Raw genomic sequence first — 16,630 nt, forward strand, 5'->3', positions numbered from 1 at the left:
CATGAGGTCAGGAGACGGCCTGTGTGCCGGCCGAGCTGCAACTATGCGGGGCTGCGGCACCGGCGTCCGGAGAAGACCGGCCCCTCAGCAGAAAGAGTGAAGATGCTGACGAACCGGCATGAACGAGTGGCGGTCCGGTTGAACCGGCGCGCACGGCTCACTCGCCCCGCGGGTTGCACCTCCCTCGCCTTCCTCGCGCCCTACCCGTGGTCGCGGACCGCCGCTGATGATGAACCGACCGCAAATGCGTCAGCGCGTTCGCACACTGTCCTGTCTTTCAGGTCCTGGGAGGTGTGCGGAAAGGAGCACACGTTGTTACTTCTCGTCTCCCCGGACAGCGTCGAGGAAGCCGTCGAATGTGCGAAGGCCGCGGACCATCTCGACATCGTGGATGTGAAGAGACCCGCCGAGGGCTCGCTCGGCGCGAACTTCCCGTGGGTCATCAAGGAGATCCGCGGCGCGGTCCCCGCCGCCAAGCCCGTGTCCGCGACCGTGGGAGATGTGCCGTTCAAGCCGGGCACGGTGGCCCAGGCGGCGCTCGGCGCGGCCGTCTCCGGAGCCACCTACATCAAGGTCGGGCTCTACGGATGCACGACCCCCGAGCAGGCTGTCGAGGTGATGCGCGGTGTCGTGCGGGCCGTGAAGGAGTACCGACCGGACGCCTTCGTCGTCGCGTCGGGTTACGCCGATGCCCACCGGATCGGCTGCGTCAATCCGCTCTCCCTGCCGGACATCGCCCTGCGTTCGGGTTCCGACGCGGCCATGCTCGACACCGCGATCAAGGACGGGACGCGTCTCTTCGACCACGTACCGCCGGAAGTCTGCGGTGAGTTCGTGCGCCGGGCCCACGAGGCGGGGCTCCTCGCCGCCCTCGCGGGCAGTGTGAAGGCGAACGACCTCGGCACGCTGACCCGTATCGGCACCGACATCGTGGGCGTACGCGGGGCGGTCTGCGAGGGCGGCGACCGCAACGCCGGCCGAATCGAACCGCACTTGATAGCCGGTTTCCGCGCGGAGATGGACCGGCATGCTCGAGAACACGCGGCCACCGCCGCCGCGGGCTGACCGCCGACATGTCGATGTCGTTCGAAGCGGCGGTCCTGCGCACCCCCGAGAGCCGGTTCACGGTCGAGAAGGTACTGCTGCGCACGGGTCCGGCCGAGGACGAGATCCTGGTGCGGATCGCGGGCTGCGGCATGTGCCGTACCGATCTCGCGGTCCGGGGCTCGGCAGGCCGCTCACCGCTGCCGGCGGTCCTCGGGCACGAGGGTGCCGGGATCGTGGCCGAGACGGGCGGGCCGCACACCGGCTTCAGCGAAGGTGACCATGTCGTCCTGAGCTTCGACTCCTGCGGCCACTGTCCGAACTGCCTGAGCGCCTCGCCCGCCTACTGCGACTCCTTCGCCGCGCTCAATCTGTTCGGAGGGCGCACGGAGAACGCCGCGAGGTTCACCGACGCGACGGGAGAGGCGTTGGCCCCGCGCTGGTTCGGTCAGTCGTCGTTCGCCGAGTACGCGGTGGTCCCGGCCCGCAACGCCGTACGGGTCGACCCCGCCCTGCCCGTCGAACTGCTCGGCCCCCTCGGATGCGGCTTCCTCACCGGTGCCGGAGCCGTCCTCAATTCCTTTCGCGCCGCACCGGGCGAGACCGTGGCCGTCTTCGGTGCGGGAGCCGTCGGACTCGCGGCGATCATGGCCGCCACCGCCTCGGGCGCGGCGACCGTGGCGGTCGACCAGCACCCCGAACGGCTCGCCCTCGCGGAACGCTACGGCGCCACACCGCTGCCCGCCACAACGTCCGACCTGTCCACCCGCATCCGACAACTGACCGACGGCGGGGCGCACTTCGCCCTGGACACCACGGCCGCCCCCGCGCTGATCAACGACGCGCTCCGGTCCCTGCGCCCGACCGGCCGGCTCGGCCTGGTGGCCCGGCTGCACACCGCCCTGCCGATCGAACCCGGATCGCTGGACCGCGGCAGAACGATCTCCCACATCTGCGAAGGGGACGCGGTGCCGGGCCTGCTGATCCCGCGGCTGATCGCCCTGTGGCAGGCGGGCCGGTTCCCTTTCCACGAGCTGATACGCACGTACCCCCTGGCCGACATCAACGAAGCCGAACGCGACTGCGAAGCGGGACGCGTCGTCAAACCGGTCGTGGTCCCGCAGGAGCGCCGATGAGCACAGCACACGCCAACGGAGGACACGTGTTCGCCACCCCCCAGCACGACACGGGCGTCGAGGAGGGTGTGGGGACGACCGCACTCCTCGTCGCCGCCGCGCGGGCCATCGAGACCCACCGTCCCGACTCTCTTGCTCGTGACCCCTTCGCGGAACACTTCGTGCTCGCCGCCTCGGCGTCCGCCGGATGGCCGACCCGCTTGCGGCACGTGCCGGACGGGGACGCGAACCCGCTGTGGGGACGTTTCGCGCGCTACTTCGGCCTGCGAACGAGGGTCCTCGACGACTTCCTGCTCCAGTCGGTTCGGACGGCAGGTGCCCGACAGGTCGTCCTGCTCGGTGCGGGACTGGACACCCGCGCCTACCGGCTCGACTGGCCCCCTGGCACAGTCGTCTTCGAGATCGACAAGGCGGAGGTTCTGGCGTTCAAGCACAAGGTGCTCGACGGCCTGTCGGCCAGTGCCAAGGCGGCGCGCGCACCGGTGCCGGTCGACCTCCGCGCCGACTGGGTGGCGGCACTCGCCGACGCCGGCTTCGACCGATCCGCGCCGACCGTCTGGCTGGCCGAAGGGCTGCTGTTCTACCTCCCCGCCGACGCCGAGAGGTCCCTCGTCGCCGCGGTGGACCGGCTGAGCACGCCCGGCAGCGCCCTGGCGTACGAGGTCAAACTCGAACCGGACCTGATGACGTATCGCGACAGTCCGCTCTACACCTCGACGACCCAGCAGATCGGCATCGACCTCCTCGACCTGTTCGCGAAGGAACCGCGACCCGATTCCGCGGGTGCTCTGGCGGACACGGGCTGGTCCACGTCGGTGCACACGCCCTTCGAGTTCACCCGCCGACACGGGCGCGGTCCCCTGCCCGAGGAGAACGACGCCCTGGCGGGCAACCGGTGGGTGTTCGCACGCAAGCCGTGAGCACCCGCGGACGCCCTGCCTCACGGCTGGTTACCCCTGTCGCACGCCCACTCACCCCGGGCTGAAGTACCGTCCCCGCGTGACCTACTACCTCGCCAGCACGCCCGTCGACTTCTCCAACGAGCCCACAAAAACCGAACTGAGCGACCTGAACGACGCACTCGCGCCCTACGACCCCCGAGGCTCCAGAGGAAGCCTTTCCTGGCGTCAGGACGCCGCCGGGAACATCACGTTCAACCTCGTTGTGGAAACTGCCGACGATCAGGAGGCCAAGAGGAAGGCGCAGAGGATCCTCACCGCGGCGCTGTCCGCGACCGGCCATCGAAACGCCACCGTGCGGGCCGAGAACATCCAGATCATCCCCTGGAAGTAGCGCCGTGCCCCGGGCTCCGGCCGGCACCACACCCCAACGCCCGGGCCCTGCCCGTCACACTTGGGTCATGGTGTCAGCGAGGCGCGGGATACCCGGCTACAGGCGGCAGCTGATCTCCAGGCCGTCTTCCACGGGGAAGGTGACGCTGTGGTAGCCGTTGGTGGTGTCGCGCACGTGGTCCAGGTAAGGGGCGAGGTCGGGCAGTTCGACATCGTCGGCCACGACGAGGGTGCCGGGAGCGAGGTGCGGCTCGAGAAGCTGCAGGACGGGCAGGCACAGGTCCTTCCAGCCGTCGAGGAACAGGAAGCCGACCGGGTTCTCCAGCCCGGCGAGTGTCTGCAGGGCGTCGCCTTCCAGCACGGTGATCACATCGTCGAGCCCCGTGTCGGCGAAGGTGTGACGGGCGGCCGCTGCCTTGGTGCGGCTCATCTCGGTGGTGATGACATGCCCGGTGCCGTTGTCGCGTACGGCTGCGGCCAGGTGAAGCGTGGAGATTCCGTACGAGGTGCCGAACTCGACGATCCGGGCGGGCCGGGTGGCGCGCACCAGGTTGTAGAGGAGCTTGCCGCCGTCGGCGGAGATCGGCATGTAGATGTCCTGCGCAGCGTCGGCGAGTTGCTGCGGCGTCAACGTGTCGCGGTCGGTCAGGTGCTGAGTGTTCTGGCCGTCGCGTTCGGCGGCGTCGAACATCCGGGCCAGAGCGGCAGCGACGCCCGGTTCGGCAAGCGTGTGCGTGTGCGTGGTCACGGGGTGGTCTCCTGGTAGCGGTAGGAGGAATGCGGGCGGACGGCTTCGGGGGCCGTCCGCCCGCAGGGATGCTGGTATCAGGCGGTGTAGGCGCCCGCGTCGATGTCCTCGGTGAGGGTGGGGCCGCTGGGCTGCCACGTCAGGAGTTGTCGGGTGGCCGTGCTGTTGGCCGTCATCGTCGAGGCGAAGAAGTGTCCGACGAAGCCGAAGTGGGCTCCGGCGTTCTCGGGTGCGACGGAGACGACCGGCAGGCCGAGGCTGCGGCCGATGGCCTCGGCGATCTCCTTGGTGGTGACGCTCTCCTCGGCCACGGCGTGCAGGCGCGTGCCGGCCGGGGCTTGTTCCATGCCGAGCCGGATGAGGCGGGCGGCGTCGGTGCGGTGCACCGCCGACCAGGTGGTGGAGCCGTCACCGATGTAGCCCGAGGCGCTCTGCTTCCGGGCGGCGTCGGTCAGGAAGTTGACGAATCCCCAGTCGCCGCGGCCGTGCACGCTCGGCGCGAAGCGCACGACGACGGCCCGCACGCCCTTGGCGACGTAGTCGAGGGCGAGGTTCTCGCTGCCACCCCGGTTGGAGTCCGGGCCGATGGCGGGTGAGACGTCCGTCTCGGTGGCCGGCCTGCCTTCCACGAGGCCGGACAGCGCGGATGCGACGAGCAGGGGCCGGTCACTGCCGGCCAGGACGTCTCCGAGTGCGGCGACGGCGGCGCGTTCAGCGCGGTCGGATTCTGCCGGGTTGCCCCAGTCGTGCTTGTTGGCGAGGTGAATGACGGCGTCGGACCCGGCCGCGCCGCGCCGCAGTGCGGCGAGGTCGTCCAGGTCGCCCCGCAGAGCGGTCGCGCCCTTGGCGGTCAGCCTCTGTTCACCTTCATCGGACCGGGTGAGGCCGATGACCTCGTGACCGGCAGCGAGGAGCTCGTCGACGACGGCGGATCCGATCCAGCCGGTTGCTCCAGTGATAAATGCACGCATGAGCGTGGCCTCCCTCTGCCCCGGTGGGGCTGTTACGGACGGAGTTGGGGATTGTTCATCCGGGTACGGCGTCGGCCGACCGCGGAGAAGTGTGAGAGCCCGGCGTCAGCGCAAGGGCTTCCGGCGGGCGCGCCGGGTGCCGATGACGACGAGTCCTCCGGCGATCAGAACCACAAGCGCAGCGACGCGCAGGGCGGTGTCGGCGCCGTTGGTGAAGGCATCGGTGACTGCCTGGTGGTGGGACGGCGCGAGGGTGAGTGCGTCGTTGACGGTGCGTGGGACGGGCGAGCGTTCCTTGAGCGCCGCGGGCAGGTTGTGGGTGAATCCCGCGGTCAGGATGGTGCCGACGACGGCCACGCCCAGGGCGCTGCCCAGTTCTCGGGTCGCCGACTGCAAGCCTCCGGCGATACCGGCCCTCTCCACGGGCAGCGCCGAGGCGATCTGTGCGGTCAGGCAAGGGGCGGCCAGCATGATGCCCAGACCGATGACGACCAAGGCGGCCGCGTAGACGGGGTAGGTCATGGCGGAGGCGTAGGAGAGCGCCACCAGTCCGGCGCTGCCCAGCAGGAAGGCCGCAGCCAGGGTGGCGGGAGCTCCGATACGGCGTATCAGGGCGGGCACGTAGCGGGTGCCGACCAGAAGCGGGACGGTCAGCGGAATGATCCCGAGGCCGGCTTGCAGGACGGAGAAGCCGCGTCCGTACTGCAGCAGTGAGGCGTTGACGTAGAAGAGGCCGAAGTTGCCGAAGAAGACGACCGTCATGCCGAGGCAGGCGCTGCTGAGTCCCGGGCTGCGGAAGAGTCGGGGGTCGAGCATGGGATGCGCGACGTGCCGCTCGACCACTGCCCAGCTCACGCCCAGCACCACGCCGGCGGCGAAGGCGGTGAGCACGACGGTGCTGCCCCAGCCCTGTTCGGGTCCTTCGATGATGCCGATGAGCAGGGCTACAACGGCAGCCACAAACAGCAGGGTGCCGGGCAGGTCCAGCGTGCGTTCGTGTCGTGGGCTGCGCGGTGCGGATCGTGCCGCCCAGGCCAGGCAGCCGACGGCGATGACCGCGACGGCGACGAACAGAGTGCGCCAGGATCCGGCGGTCAGCAATGCGCCACCGCCGACGTTGCCGACGACACCGCCGATGCCGGAGGCCGCCGCCCAGATGGCCAGGGCATGGGTGCGGCGTTCAGGTGCGGTGGCGTGCAGCAGGATGCCGACGCAGTTGGGCAGGACGCACGCGGCGCCGAGGCCGGTGACAGCACGGCCCATCAGCATGATGGCAACGTTCGGCGCGGTGGCCGACACGATGGCTCCGGCCGCGAATATGGCGAGCCCGGTCAGGAGTGTTCCCTTGCGGCCGAGCTTGTCGCCGGCCGCACCGGCGGGGATGACCAGGCAGGCGAAGATCACCACGTAGGCGTCGACGATCCACAGCAGATCCGACGAGGTCGGCTCCATGGAGCTGGCGGCCAATTCAGGGACAGCCAGGTTGATCGCCGCGACGAAGCCGACCACCAGTGCGGTGCACACGCTCATGCACGCGAGGACCGGGCTGGACCTCTGTGCGAGGCGCGCGGGACTTTCCAGCGTGGTGGAAGCCATTGCTCTCGATTCCTTCATCGGATGCGTTGCACGAAGCACGGCACGCGGCACAGGGCGGAAGCCCGATCAGCCTTTTCGAGTCACCGTGCACCGTAAACGTAGCACACATGCGGTACACGGTGTCTCGTTTATAGTGAGGGCATGATGGAAGGCAACGGCCGAGGGCGGCCACGCAGTGAGAGCGCACGGACGGCCGTGCTGCACGCGGTCGACGACCTCCTGGTCGAGGTCGGCTATGCGGCGCTCACCATGAAGGGCATCGCGGAGCGGGCCGGCGTGGGGCGGCAGACCGTGTACCGCTGGTGGTCGAACAAGGCAGAGGTGCTGTACGAGGCGAGCGTGCTCGACGCCCAGCATGAGCTGGCGGTGACCGCGACGGGCGATGTCCGCAAGGACGTAGAGACCTACCTTGACGCTCTGGTCACTTTCTTGGCCCGTTCCCATGCAGGAGCGGCTTACCGGGCCCTTGTGGGAGAAGCCCAGCACGATCCGGACGTCGCCCGTTTGCTGGCCTCCCGCGACGTTCTCGGAGACAGCGCGGCAGAGACGGTGGACGCCGCGCGGACAGCCAGTGGCACGACTCTGTCCATTCAGCAGGCGACCGCGCTCCTGATCGGGCCGCCCTTCTTCCTGATCCTGTCCGGCCACAATGCGAACGACATCGACACCAAGGCCTTGGCGCACCAGTTCATGCAGGTGGTGGGCTGCCCCTGAGGGGCCCGCGTTGGCGGTCGGTACCTCTTCGCCGAGTACGGCAACCTTGGTTCAAGAGCGGCCACGACGCGGCAGCGGCCTGAGACCGGCGCAATGTGGGAGTCCTGCGCTGTCGTCAGGATTCGAATCACGGGTAATCGGGCCGGCATGACGTGGGCACGAGTGATCTTTGTCTGGTTGGTTGCCGGTCTGCTGTGGGGAACGGCGATGCACCTCGCGGTGGACTGGTCCTGGCCGCAAGGGTTGTGGTCGGGGGTCGGCTGGGGCCTGATGTGTGGAGTGGCGTTCGGGCTCTGGATACGGAAGCGGGCACGCGCACATTCGTAGACGTCCCACCAGGCGGCGAACCGTTCCATGACGTCGGACCGCGCCCGCCGCTCTCTCGGAGCTGAATCCATCAGGCCTTGGGAAGCAGGCCGTCCGCAGAGCCGCTGGTGCTCGTACAGAACCGACGGTGTCGACGACAACGAGGAGCAGGTCGGCTCCACTTGGGTTCTACGACGCCACGGCCACGCAGGGCAAGTCGGTGAAGATCTCGACAAAGGGGTACGCGCATGCTTTGGGTCAGATCGTACAGACGCACGGATGGCACGAGGGTGCGCGCGTACTTCCGGTGGGCAGCCGACGCTCGACGGCAGGTCGCGATCTTCATCGGCGTTGCCGTGGTGGTCGTCGTGGGTGGGAACTCGATGAACTCTCCGCAGAATACGAGCGAGGGGAATGGCGGCACTCCTCGTCCAGTCTCGACGAGTGGCGTCTACCCAGTTCATCTCCCAGGCTGGAGCAAACCGAAGAAGCCGAAATCCACTGCCTCCTACCCCGTGAAGTTCAGCGATGAGCGGTGACGATTAGTCAGCGGGACGCCACAGGGCAGGGACCACCCGGCCCCAGCCAGCCGACCCAAGCGGAGCGTGATCGTGCGTCATGGACGCGGATACGCATCTACGCATCAGAGTCCGTCGGGGCGGATACCGTCCGCCGCTCCGAGAGCGCGAAATCCGGCCCACTGCCCGGAAGTGGAGCCCGCACCCAGGCTCAGGCCCGACACCGAGACCGCCTTCGAGATCTTCCGCGGTCAGGCCGAAGCGGTCGCGGCACGTCCGGTCGTTTCGTACGGGCACCAGACGCCGGGCTTTGCGGTTTGACAGCACCTCATGCCGTCGGCGCTATGGCCCGGGGTCTTCACTGTGCGATATGCACTCGATGGGCGATCGGTGCAACCGTCAAGGGATGCACGACGGAATACGTGCCAGTCCTAGATGAACAGATCGCCTCAGGAGGTCGACCGTGAACCATCCTTTTCCCGTGCGTCGCGCTGCGGCCTGTGTCCTCACTGCCGGTGTCATCGGAACCTCTGTCCTGACGGCCGCGTCGGCGGAAGCCGCTGCACGGGGCGTCGAGAGCGAACCGACGCCGGTGAGCCGCGTCGATGTGCAGCGCTACCTCGGCCAGTGGTATCAAGTCGCCGCCGTCCCCGCGGTCTACGAGGCTCAGTGCCACAAGAACTCGAAAGCGCGCTACAGCTTGAGCGCCACGGGAACGGTGTCCGTGAAGAACTCCTGCTCGTCCTACTTTGGACTCACCAGCAGCGTTCGCGGCGACGCGAAACCACTGGACGCCACCAACGCGCGCCTGAATGTCTCCTTTCTCGGTGTGAACGGCCACTTCGCCCACGGGAAAGACGCCAACTACATCGTGATCGGGCTGGATCGCGACTACCAGTGGGCGGTTGTCACCGACTCTGAACGTCGCAGCGGCTTCGTGCTCTCGCGCACGCCACAACTCGACGCCGCGCAGACAGAGGCGACACGAGCCGCCCTGCAGGCCGCCGACGTGGACCCTTGCTCAGTCAAGTACACGCCGCAGGACGGCGGCAACAGGACCACGGCCCGGTACTGCTGAAGCAGCGACCGGCAAGGTTCGCACGGATGACACGGGCTCACGGTAGGGCCGACGAGGACCGCTGCTCGGGGAGGGGCCGGACCCCACGACGCCGAAGCCTGGAGCAGGCGTTCAGCAGGCGGCACTCCGCCGGCGGCATGATCCTTCTCGGACCGATGCCGACCTGAATACTCGAACGGCTCAGCCGCACAGGCGCTGACGGACTCTTCCAGGTGCACGCCCCTTGTCCTATGCCCTTGATGCGCTGCGTGGCTGAGCGCTTCTCCGCAGGAGCAGGATCACGACACAGCCGCCTCCGGACCCAGTCCGGGCCCACCCGCGCCGTCGCCGCGTGTCAGATCTAGCGATGGAACTACTCCGCGAGCTCAAACACACATCCGCCCTACCGGATTAGTGTTCCATCCGCTTACACGTTCGGCTTAAGACGCCTTATATACGAGTATGCAAATCAGGGTCTCGGGTAACGGGGGTGAGCAATATTGGAGACAATCCGGGCGGTAGCGCATGAGCATCTCGGTCGACACATTTCCCGCCATCGCCTCAGCCCGCCGGTCGGGTGACGCACGAGAGATCAGCAGGGCCTATCTTGCTCGGCTCTGCGCCCTGGAGGAGGGCACCGCCGCACACAGCCAGGTTCGCGGCGCGCTGATCGAAGTGAACATTTCCCTGGTCGAGTTCGTGGCTTCCCGCTTCAAACGTCGTATGCACGAGGATCGCGAGGACATCATTCAGGTCGGCACGATCGGATTGATCAAAGCCATCGACCGATTCGAACTCTCCCGCGAGACAGAATTCACATCGTTTGCCATTCCGTGCATCTCCGGCGAAATCAAGCGCCACTTTCGCGACACTTCTTGGGCAGTGCACGTACCCCGCCGACTACAGGAGGCACGGCTGCACCTCTCGCGGGCGACCGAAGAACTGCGGACCCGACTGGGGCGTGCACCCACCACCGCAGAACTGGCCGAACTGATGCAGCTCGGTCACTCGGAGATCACCGAGGTACAGAAAGCAGCCAACGGATACAACAGTGTCTCCGTGGACGCCGCCGTCAGCGGACTCCACGACGAAAGCCAAACCTTGCTGGCCAACTTCATCGGGATGGACGAAGACCGATACGAACTGATCGAGAATATGCAGACTTTGGCGCCTTTGATCGCGGGGCTGCAGGAACGAGACCGGCTGTTGCTCCATCTGCGTTTCGTCGAGGAACTCACCCAGCAAGCCATCTCTGAAGCCATCGGCTGCTCCCAGATGCATGTCTCGCGCCTCCTCATCCGTATCATCGCCGAACTGCGAGCCGGGATACTGCAAGGCCACTGATCAGAAACGCGGAAGCCGTCGGGCGTCGATCCGGCGCCCTACCCCGGACCAGCGAGGGGGTCCGGGCGTCACACGGCAATCTGGCGAATTCGCTCCACGGAGGGTTCCGTCGCCGCCGCCTCGGCGCCATTCCCCCCCACGACGGACAGCAGTTCCTGCTTGTCATGGCTTTCGCTTTCGGGAACGGCGGTGTGCGCAAGGAAAAGATGAGAACGGATCGACCAGTGAGCGTTTTCGGAGTGGCCACCGATCGGGTGACGGGACGGCGTGACGTTGGGGTACGCAACGGACAGGGCTCCCGTGCCGTTGAGCGAGGTGTTCGACGTCTCAACTCAGCAGCACAGGAGCCCTGTTGGTTCCGTATCCTGCCGCACTCGACCTGCCCCACGCCCTGGTCGAGTGGGTCACCATGCTCATCGTCACCCGCGAGGGTGACCGGCGGTGCAAACTCCCGCCGCACCGCCGTGCGCTGGTCGCACTCGTGTACCTGCGCCGCCACGACACCCTTGCCCGTATCGCCGCGGCCTTCGGGATATCCGTCGGCACCACCCACGCCTACGTCACCGCGGTCACCAATCTGCTCGCCGAGCAGGCGCCGGGCCTGCTGAAGACGCTGCGCGCGCACGACCCGGACCTCGTCCTCCTGGACGGCACGCTCGCTGAGTGCGACCGCGTCGGGGACGGCAGGGCGGACTACTCGGCGAAACACAAGCGGCACGGGGTGAACGTGCAGGTCGTTACGGACCCGGCCGGGGAGATTTTGTGGCTGTCGCCGGCGCTGCCGGGCCGGACCCACGATCTGACGGCAGCCCGCACCCACAAGATTCTCCGGATCTGCGCGCGCCAGGGCGTCCCGATCCTCGCTGACATGGCCTATATCGGTGCAGGCGGCTGGGTCACCACCGCCAAGCGCCGGCCGCCGGGCGGTGAACTCACCCTCACCGAGCGGACCGAGAACCGGGCCTTATCCGCGGCCCGGGCACCCGTCGAACGGGGCATCGCGCGGCTCAAGTCCTGGGAGATCTTCCGCAGATCCCGCATCAGCCCCAACCGCATGAGCGTCATCACCAAAGCCGTCCTCACCCTGGAGAAGCAACGCTGAAAACGCTCAGTGACTGGCAGGTCAGCTCCAGGCCGAGCGGGGCTCTCCACGCCCTTGTGCGGGTGTGGAACGGCCCCCGCCCAGCGCAGCCGCGCCCGGCCGAGGTGTTGCTGCGCGGGGCCCATGAGCTCGGGCACGTATGTCTGTCACTGCGAGTCGACCAGGGCGGTCAGCGCCTTCGGTCCCAGGCCGGAGGTGTCGAGGAGTACCTGACCGTCGCCGAATGAGCCGATCGCCTTCATGACCAGCCGTTTCCCGCACCGTTGGGACCCGGCCATCTTCGAGGGGCGGGTCCCAACGGTGCGCGAAGGGCATCTCCGTTCGTCCCCTTCCCTGTTGACGATTGCTCTGCACAGGGGCGGCGACCGAGCGGAAACTGCCTCAGGGCGACTCCTCTCAGTGTGTCGGGGCCGACGGCGAGAGCAGTTGCTCGTACCGGTCACGCCATGGAAGGGCCTCCTCCAATTGGGCGCCAAGTGCTATCAGCGTCGCCTCGTCCGCCGGACGGCCGACGAGCGAGACCCCGATCGGGATGCCCTTCTCGGCCGTCCAGTACAGCGGAACGTTCATCGCGGGCTGGCCCGTCATGTTGTACGGGCTCGTGAAGGCGCTGAAGGGGGTCTGGCGATGCAGACTGACGAGCGGATCGCCGGATTCGTCGAAGTACTCGACAGGTCGCGGCAGGGTCGCCAGCGTCGGGGTGAGGACGACGTCGTAAGCGGCCGTCGCCCGGATCGCCCGTCGAGAGGCACGCTGCATCCCGGTGATCGCGGCGGCGAACCGTTCGCCCGACAGGGTCCGTCCGTATTCCCGCCAGGCCCGGGTGGCCGGCCGCAGCAGGGCCTCGCGGTCCGCGTCCAGGGCGTGGCCGAGTGACTGGACGCCCCAGGCCGTCACGAAGTGGTCGCCGATCTCGGGGCCGAACGGCGTGGGGATGTCCTCAACGATGTGTCTGAGGCTCTCCAGTAGCTTCGCGGCGTGCTCCCACGCGGCGACGCACTCCGGATCGACGGTGATTCCGTCGTCGGCGGGCGTCGCGTACCGGCCGATGCGCAGTCGGCCGGGAGGGCGCTCGGCGTGCCCGAGGAACGTTTCGCCCGGAGGCAGCGGCGGCGCCCAGTGCGGATCCCCCGGCTCCGGTCCGGCCAGCGCGTCCAGCAGCGCCGCCGCGTCCCGCACCGAGCGCGCCAAGGGGCCCTGCACGGACAGGTTGGTGACCTCGGCGCCCGCGGGTCCCGAACTCACCCGCCCCCGTGAGGGCTTGATGCCGACCAGGCCGCAGATGCTCGCCGGGATTCGGATCGAGCCCCCGCCGTCGCTCGCGTGGGCGACCGGCACGAGACCGAGCGCCACGGCGACCGCGGACCCGCCACTGGAACCGCCCGCCGAAAGCGCCGGGTCCCAAGGGTTGCGGGCCGGACCGCGGACATCGTTGTCGGTGTAGCAACAGCAGCCGAATTCCGGGGTGTTGGTCTTGCCGATGCTGATCGTGCCGGCCGCGCGCAGCCGAGTGACGCTGTGCGCGTCGGCCGACGGCACGTGCGACAGGAACGCCTTCGACCCGTACGTGGTCGCCACCCCGGCGGTGTCGGTCAGGTCCTTCACCGCGGTCGGCACACCGAACAAGGGCGAGGGGTGTTCCGCTCCCGGGCCTTCCCGCAGCGCGGCAGCTTCGGCAAGTGCCGCATCGGGTGTGCGGGTGACGAAGGCACCGAAGCGCTCGTCGTAGGCCTCGGCGCGGTCGAGGTGGTGGCGTACCAGCTCCTGCGGACTGGTGTCGCCCGCGCGGACGGCGGCGGCCTGCTCCAGCGCGGTGAGCGCGTGCAGGGCGGTCGGAGTGTTCATGCGGTGCTCCCTTCCTGGCGGTCGTGCTGGAGGTCGGCGACCTGGCGGGCCACGGACTCCTCGTGCTCCTTGAGGTCGCGTACGGCGTCACGCGGGCGCCAGCGGCCGGTCATGACGAAGACGAAGGGCAGGAACAGCACCTGTCCGCCCAGGCACACCCACCACCAGGTCTGCCACGCACCGGGGTTGTCCGCGCTGGCCTGCTGCACGTCGGCACCGTGCTCGCGCAGGATCTTCAACTGCGGCGCCGCCTTCTGCACGACCCGCAGCCCCTCGGCACCCACCTCATCCTGTGCGCGGGCGAGCAGCGCCGGGGGCACCTTGCCGGGACCGTAGGTGTCGAGTTCGGCGAACAGCTTCGGGTGTGCCTCGGTGATGGCCAGCGCAGGAGCCGCCCGCACGGAGGCCGCCTTCACCTCGGCCCCGTGTTCGATCAGCGGCGTCACGGTGTTCACGACGAGCGGGACGCACGCGGCGGAGAGCGCCACCGTGATGCGCACGATCCAGCCCCAGATGGCCAGGCCCGTGGCGGTGGCCGCCGGGTTGTGCCGCTCCACGGTCTCGGTGAAGCTCGCCATCCACGGCGAGTAGGCGATACCGCTGGTCACGCCGATCCCGGCGACGATGAACGCGAACGTGTAGTACCCGGTGTGCTGTTGAGTGGCGTGCAGCGCGAACGCGAGGGTGAACCCGACCGAGCCGACCCCGCCCACCAGCATGAACGGCTTGCGTACCCGCAGCCTGTCGGAGAGCAGGCCGGAGAGTACCAAGGAGATCGCGTTGGCACCCCAGTACCAGTTGAGCAGGGCGTTCGCACGCTGCGCCGAGTAGCCGAAGGCCGTGGAGAAGTAGAGGACGAAGTTGCCCACGGCCGCGTAGTAGAGGAGCAGGTAGAGACTGATGGCGACGGCGGAACCGATGACGTCGAGGCGCAGCATCTGCCTCCACTGACCGTGCAGTGCCGCGTCTGTGTCGATGCCCTTGGCGCGGGCCTCGACCAGCGCGCGGTCGCGCAGGCTCACCATGATCTGGTCGCGCAGGGCCGGGGCCAGTTCCCGCAGCCCGAACAGGGCGATGACGAACAGGACGAGTCCGCTGATGCCGGCGAAGCGGATCTCGTCCTGCCAGCTCGTGTCACCTCCGTAGGTGCGTGAGGTGACGGCCGTGACCACGAGGGAGCCGATGATCGGGCCCATGGTCCAGTACCCCATGGCGGAGGCCCGGCCCAGCTGTGGGGAGAAGTCGCGGATCAGGGCAGGGGTGGCGACGAGGATCATGCCTTCGACGAGGGAGATGGCGCAGTAGGTGAGCAGATAGCTCGTCTTGCCCGGAGCGTTGGGCAGCGCGAACGTGGTCAGCAGGCCGACCAGCAGAAGTCCGTAGACCACGATGTTCGCCCGGCCCCAGCGGTCTGCGAGCCCGGCCACCAAAGAGGCGAACGCGCCGACCGCGTTGGCGGCCACCGAGATGTACACGAAGTACAGGAACGTCATGTGGTACTGGCTGATGATCGCGGTCGACACCGCGAACTGCACGTACAACTGGTAGTAGAGAACGATCGTGACGAGCACGACGATCCCCAAGTACCAGTATCGGGCCCCGCGTTCGGGATAGCGGTCGAGCCGTCGTCCGCCCAGCCCTCTGAGGGCGGACGAGGCCGGCCCCGCGGCTCCCGACGTTGTCGTTGTCGGCGACGAGATCGACACCTTGCCTCCTGTGCTGGTCAGCCGCACGCCTGAGCACGTGCTCGCCGCCGCGACGCTAGTACCGACTAGTCGGTACGGAGAAGGGGTCGTCACGATATTTGTTCAGCCGCCGGCTCGGACGTCCGGCCACGGTAGAGCTGTGGGTACCAGCGCAGATCGGCGACGAGGGCCTTACGCGGGGCGCTGTGCGGGTGTCGCGGCCTTCGTTCGTGGGCGGCGTCGGCCTCTTTGCCGCGGCCTCCTGATCCTCAGGCCCATCACGCACGACCGGCCATCTCCCGGCCTGTACGTCTCACCAGCCGGAGTGGGCCCCACGCAGGTCCGATAGCACTCCGGGACTGCCGGGAACCAGCGTGATGCTGGCCCCGCCGCCAGTCTCCGGACACTCGAACCGCGCTTTCAACTCCGGTTGGAGGAGTCCCGCGCGCACCTACAGGTCATGACCGCTCCGTGAGGAAGGCCACCACTGCGTCCAGGAACTCTGCCTGCCCTTCGACGTTCGCCATGTGCACCGTTGGCAGAACAGTGAAACGCGCGTTCGGAATGGTCTTGGCGAGCTCCCTGCCGTGATCGGCGGACGTGACGGTGTCGTGCTCGCCGGCGATGACCAGTGTCGGGTTGTGGATGAGGGTGGCAGTGCGACGAAGGTCGTAGTCGCGCACCGCGGCCCAGCTGCCTGCCACGCCCTCGCGCTGCGTGGTGAGCAGGGTGCGGCGGAAGCCTTCGACCACCTCGTTGTCGCCTTGGAGCATGCGGGCCGGGAACCAGTTATGGAGGAACGTGTCTGCGGTGGTCTCCATGTCGGGGGCTTCCAGTAGTTCGGCAATCGGCCGGTCCCACTGCTGCGGCGGTCCGAGGTACGCGGCGGTGTTGGAGAGCACCAGTCGCTCGACGCGCCGGGGAACGTGAATGCCCAACCACTGCGCGACGATTCCACCCAGGGACAGGCCCAGCACGTGGACCCGCTCCAGACCCAGACCATCCAGCAGTTCCACTACGTCACGCCCCAACCGGTCAAGGGAATACGGGCCGTTGGGAGCATCCGAGGCGCCGTGGCCGCGCGCGTCGTAGCGAAGCAGCCGAAAGTGCTCGCTCAGTGTGGGCACTTGACCGTCCCACATGTGCAGGTCGGTGCCGATGGAGTTCGAGAGAAGCAGCACCGGCTTGTTCTCGTCACCGTCGAAGCGAAAGGCGATGCGGACGCCATCGCCGGTGGTGATGGCGGAACGGGTACCAGAAGTCATGTCAGCT

At 68.1% G+C, this 16,630-nt stretch carries 14 protein-coding genes; 8 read left to right on the forward strand and 6 right to left on the reverse strand.

The annotated features are described in order from the left end of the window. Window positions 1-312 precede the first annotated feature (312 nt). The 4 genes from K377_RS17255 to K377_RS17270 all read left to right on the forward strand — a co-directional run bounded on the left by K377_RS17255 (window position 313) and on the right by K377_RS17270 (window position 3,473). Window positions 313-1,065 carry a (5-formylfuran-3-yl)methyl phosphate synthase gene (locus K377_RS17255; protein ID WP_111664275.1) on the forward strand — a complete coding sequence of 251 codons (753 nt, stop codon included), beginning with the start codon at window positions 313-315 and terminating at the stop codon, window positions 1,063-1,065. A 14-nt stretch (window positions 1,066-1,079) separates the two neighbouring features. Then, window positions 1,080-2,180, forward strand: a complete 1,101-nt coding sequence (locus K377_RS17260; RefSeq protein WP_111664558.1) for an NAD(P)-dependent alcohol dehydrogenase — start codon at window positions 1,080-1,082, stop codon at window positions 2,178-2,180. Next, on the forward strand, window positions 2,177-3,100 hold the full coding sequence (locus K377_RS17265) for a class I SAM-dependent methyltransferase (protein WP_111664276.1): 924 nt from the start codon (window positions 2,177-2,179) through the stop codon (window positions 3,098-3,100). The genes K377_RS17260 and K377_RS17265 overlap by 4 nt, the downstream gene beginning before the upstream one ends. A 79-nt stretch (window positions 3,101-3,179) precedes the next feature. Next, complete coding sequence (locus K377_RS17270) at window positions 3,180-3,473, forward strand: hypothetical protein (RefSeq protein ID WP_111664277.1); 294 nt, start codon at window positions 3,180-3,182, stop codon at window positions 3,471-3,473. Between the two features lie 96 nt (window positions 3,474-3,569). Here the strand turns inward: K377_RS17270 and K377_RS17275 are convergent, their stop codons facing one another. The 3 genes from K377_RS17275 to K377_RS17285 form a co-directional block, all read right to left on the reverse strand. After that, complete coding sequence (locus K377_RS17275) at window positions 3,570-4,220, reverse strand: O-methyltransferase (RefSeq protein WP_258395064.1); 651 nt, start codon at window positions 4,218-4,220, stop codon at window positions 3,570-3,572. Between the two features lie 77 nt (window positions 4,221-4,297). Then, entirely contained in the window at window positions 4,298-5,191 is an 894-nt protein-coding gene (locus K377_RS17280) for an SDR family oxidoreductase (RefSeq protein WP_111664278.1), read from the reverse strand. Between the two features lie 105 nt (window positions 5,192-5,296). After that, window positions 5,297-6,826 (reverse strand): MFS transporter, encoded by a 1,530-nt coding sequence (locus K377_RS17285; RefSeq protein ID WP_258395065.1) that lies wholly within the window; start codon window positions 6,824-6,826, stop codon window positions 5,297-5,299. A 102-nt stretch (window positions 6,827-6,928) separates the two neighbouring features. Between K377_RS17285 and K377_RS17290 the strand changes: the two genes are divergently transcribed. The 4 genes from K377_RS17290 (at window position 6,929) to K377_RS17310 (ending at window position 11,828) form a co-directional block, all read left to right on the forward strand. Next, window positions 6,929-7,501, forward strand: a complete 573-nt coding sequence (locus tag K377_RS17290) for a TetR/AcrR family transcriptional regulator (RefSeq protein WP_181512593.1) — start codon at window positions 6,929-6,931, stop codon at window positions 7,499-7,501. Between the two features lie 1,287 nt (window positions 7,502-8,788). Beyond that, window positions 8,789-9,403: a lipocalin family protein gene (locus K377_RS17295; protein ID WP_202455562.1), complete on the forward strand. Its 615-nt coding sequence runs from the start codon at window positions 8,789-8,791 to the stop codon at window positions 9,401-9,403. 504 nt (window positions 9,404-9,907) lie between these two features. Continuing rightward, a complete protein-coding gene (locus tag K377_RS17300; protein WP_111664280.1) occupies window positions 9,908-10,726 on the forward strand; it encodes a SigB/SigF/SigG family RNA polymerase sigma factor in 819 nt (272 codons plus the stop codon). A 352-nt stretch (window positions 10,727-11,078) separates the two neighbouring features. Further along, window positions 11,079-11,828 carry a transposase family protein gene (locus K377_RS17310; RefSeq protein WP_111664281.1) on the forward strand — a complete coding sequence of 250 codons (750 nt, stop codon included), beginning with the start codon at window positions 11,079-11,081 and terminating at the stop codon, window positions 11,826-11,828. Window positions 11,829-12,224: 396 nt separating this feature from the next. Here K377_RS17310 and K377_RS17315 read toward each other — a convergent pair whose 3' ends face one another. The 3 genes from K377_RS17315 to pcaD form a co-directional block, all read right to left on the reverse strand. Then, a complete protein-coding gene (locus K377_RS17315; protein ID WP_111664282.1) occupies window positions 12,225-13,673 on the reverse strand; it encodes an amidase in 1,449 nt (482 codons plus the stop codon). Then, window positions 13,670-15,244 carry an MFS transporter gene (locus K377_RS17320; RefSeq protein WP_258395066.1) on the reverse strand — a complete coding sequence of 525 codons (1,575 nt, stop codon included), beginning with the start codon at window positions 15,242-15,244 and terminating at the stop codon, window positions 13,670-13,672. The genes K377_RS17315 and K377_RS17320 overlap by 4 nt, the downstream gene beginning before the upstream one ends. Before the next feature lie 572 nt (window positions 15,245-15,816). Next, window positions 15,817-16,623 carry a 3-oxoadipate enol-lactonase gene (pcaD, locus tag K377_RS17325; RefSeq protein WP_111664284.1) on the reverse strand — a complete coding sequence of 269 codons (807 nt, stop codon included), beginning with the start codon at window positions 16,621-16,623 and terminating at the stop codon, window positions 15,817-15,819. Window positions 16,624-16,630 lie beyond the last annotated feature (7 nt).

The organism is Streptomyces sp. PsTaAH-137 (assembly GCF_003259365.1).
GTDB lineage: Bacteria > Actinomycetota > Actinomycetes > Streptomycetales > Streptomycetaceae > Streptomyces.

Excerpts from the sequence above, each read along its gene's own strand:
- K377_RS17260 (WP_111664558.1), top strand. The coding sequence starts at position 1,080 with ATGTCGTTCGAAGCGGCGGTCCTGCGCACCCCCGAGAGCCGGTTCACG.
- K377_RS17265 (WP_111664276.1), top strand. The coding sequence starts at position 2,177 with ATGAGCACAGCACACGCCAACGGAGGACACGTGTTCGCCACCCCCCAG.
- K377_RS17280 (WP_111664278.1), bottom strand. The coding sequence starts at position 5,191 with ATGCGTGCATTTATCACTGGAGCAACCGGCTGGATCGGATCCGCCGTC.
- K377_RS17290 (WP_181512593.1), top strand. The coding sequence starts at position 6,929 with ATGATGGAAGGCAACGGCCGAGGGCGGCCACGCAGTGAGAGCGCACGG.
- K377_RS17300 (WP_111664280.1), top strand. The coding sequence starts at position 9,908 with ATGAGCATCTCGGTCGACACATTTCCCGCCATCGCCTCAGCCCGCCGG.
- K377_RS17315 (WP_111664282.1), bottom strand. The coding sequence starts at position 13,673 with ATGAACACTCCGACCGCCCTGCACGCGCTCACCGCGCTGGAGCAGGCC.
- pcaD (WP_111664284.1), bottom strand. The coding sequence starts at position 16,623 with ATGACTTCTGGTACCCGTTCCGCCATCACCACCGGCGATGGCGTCCGC.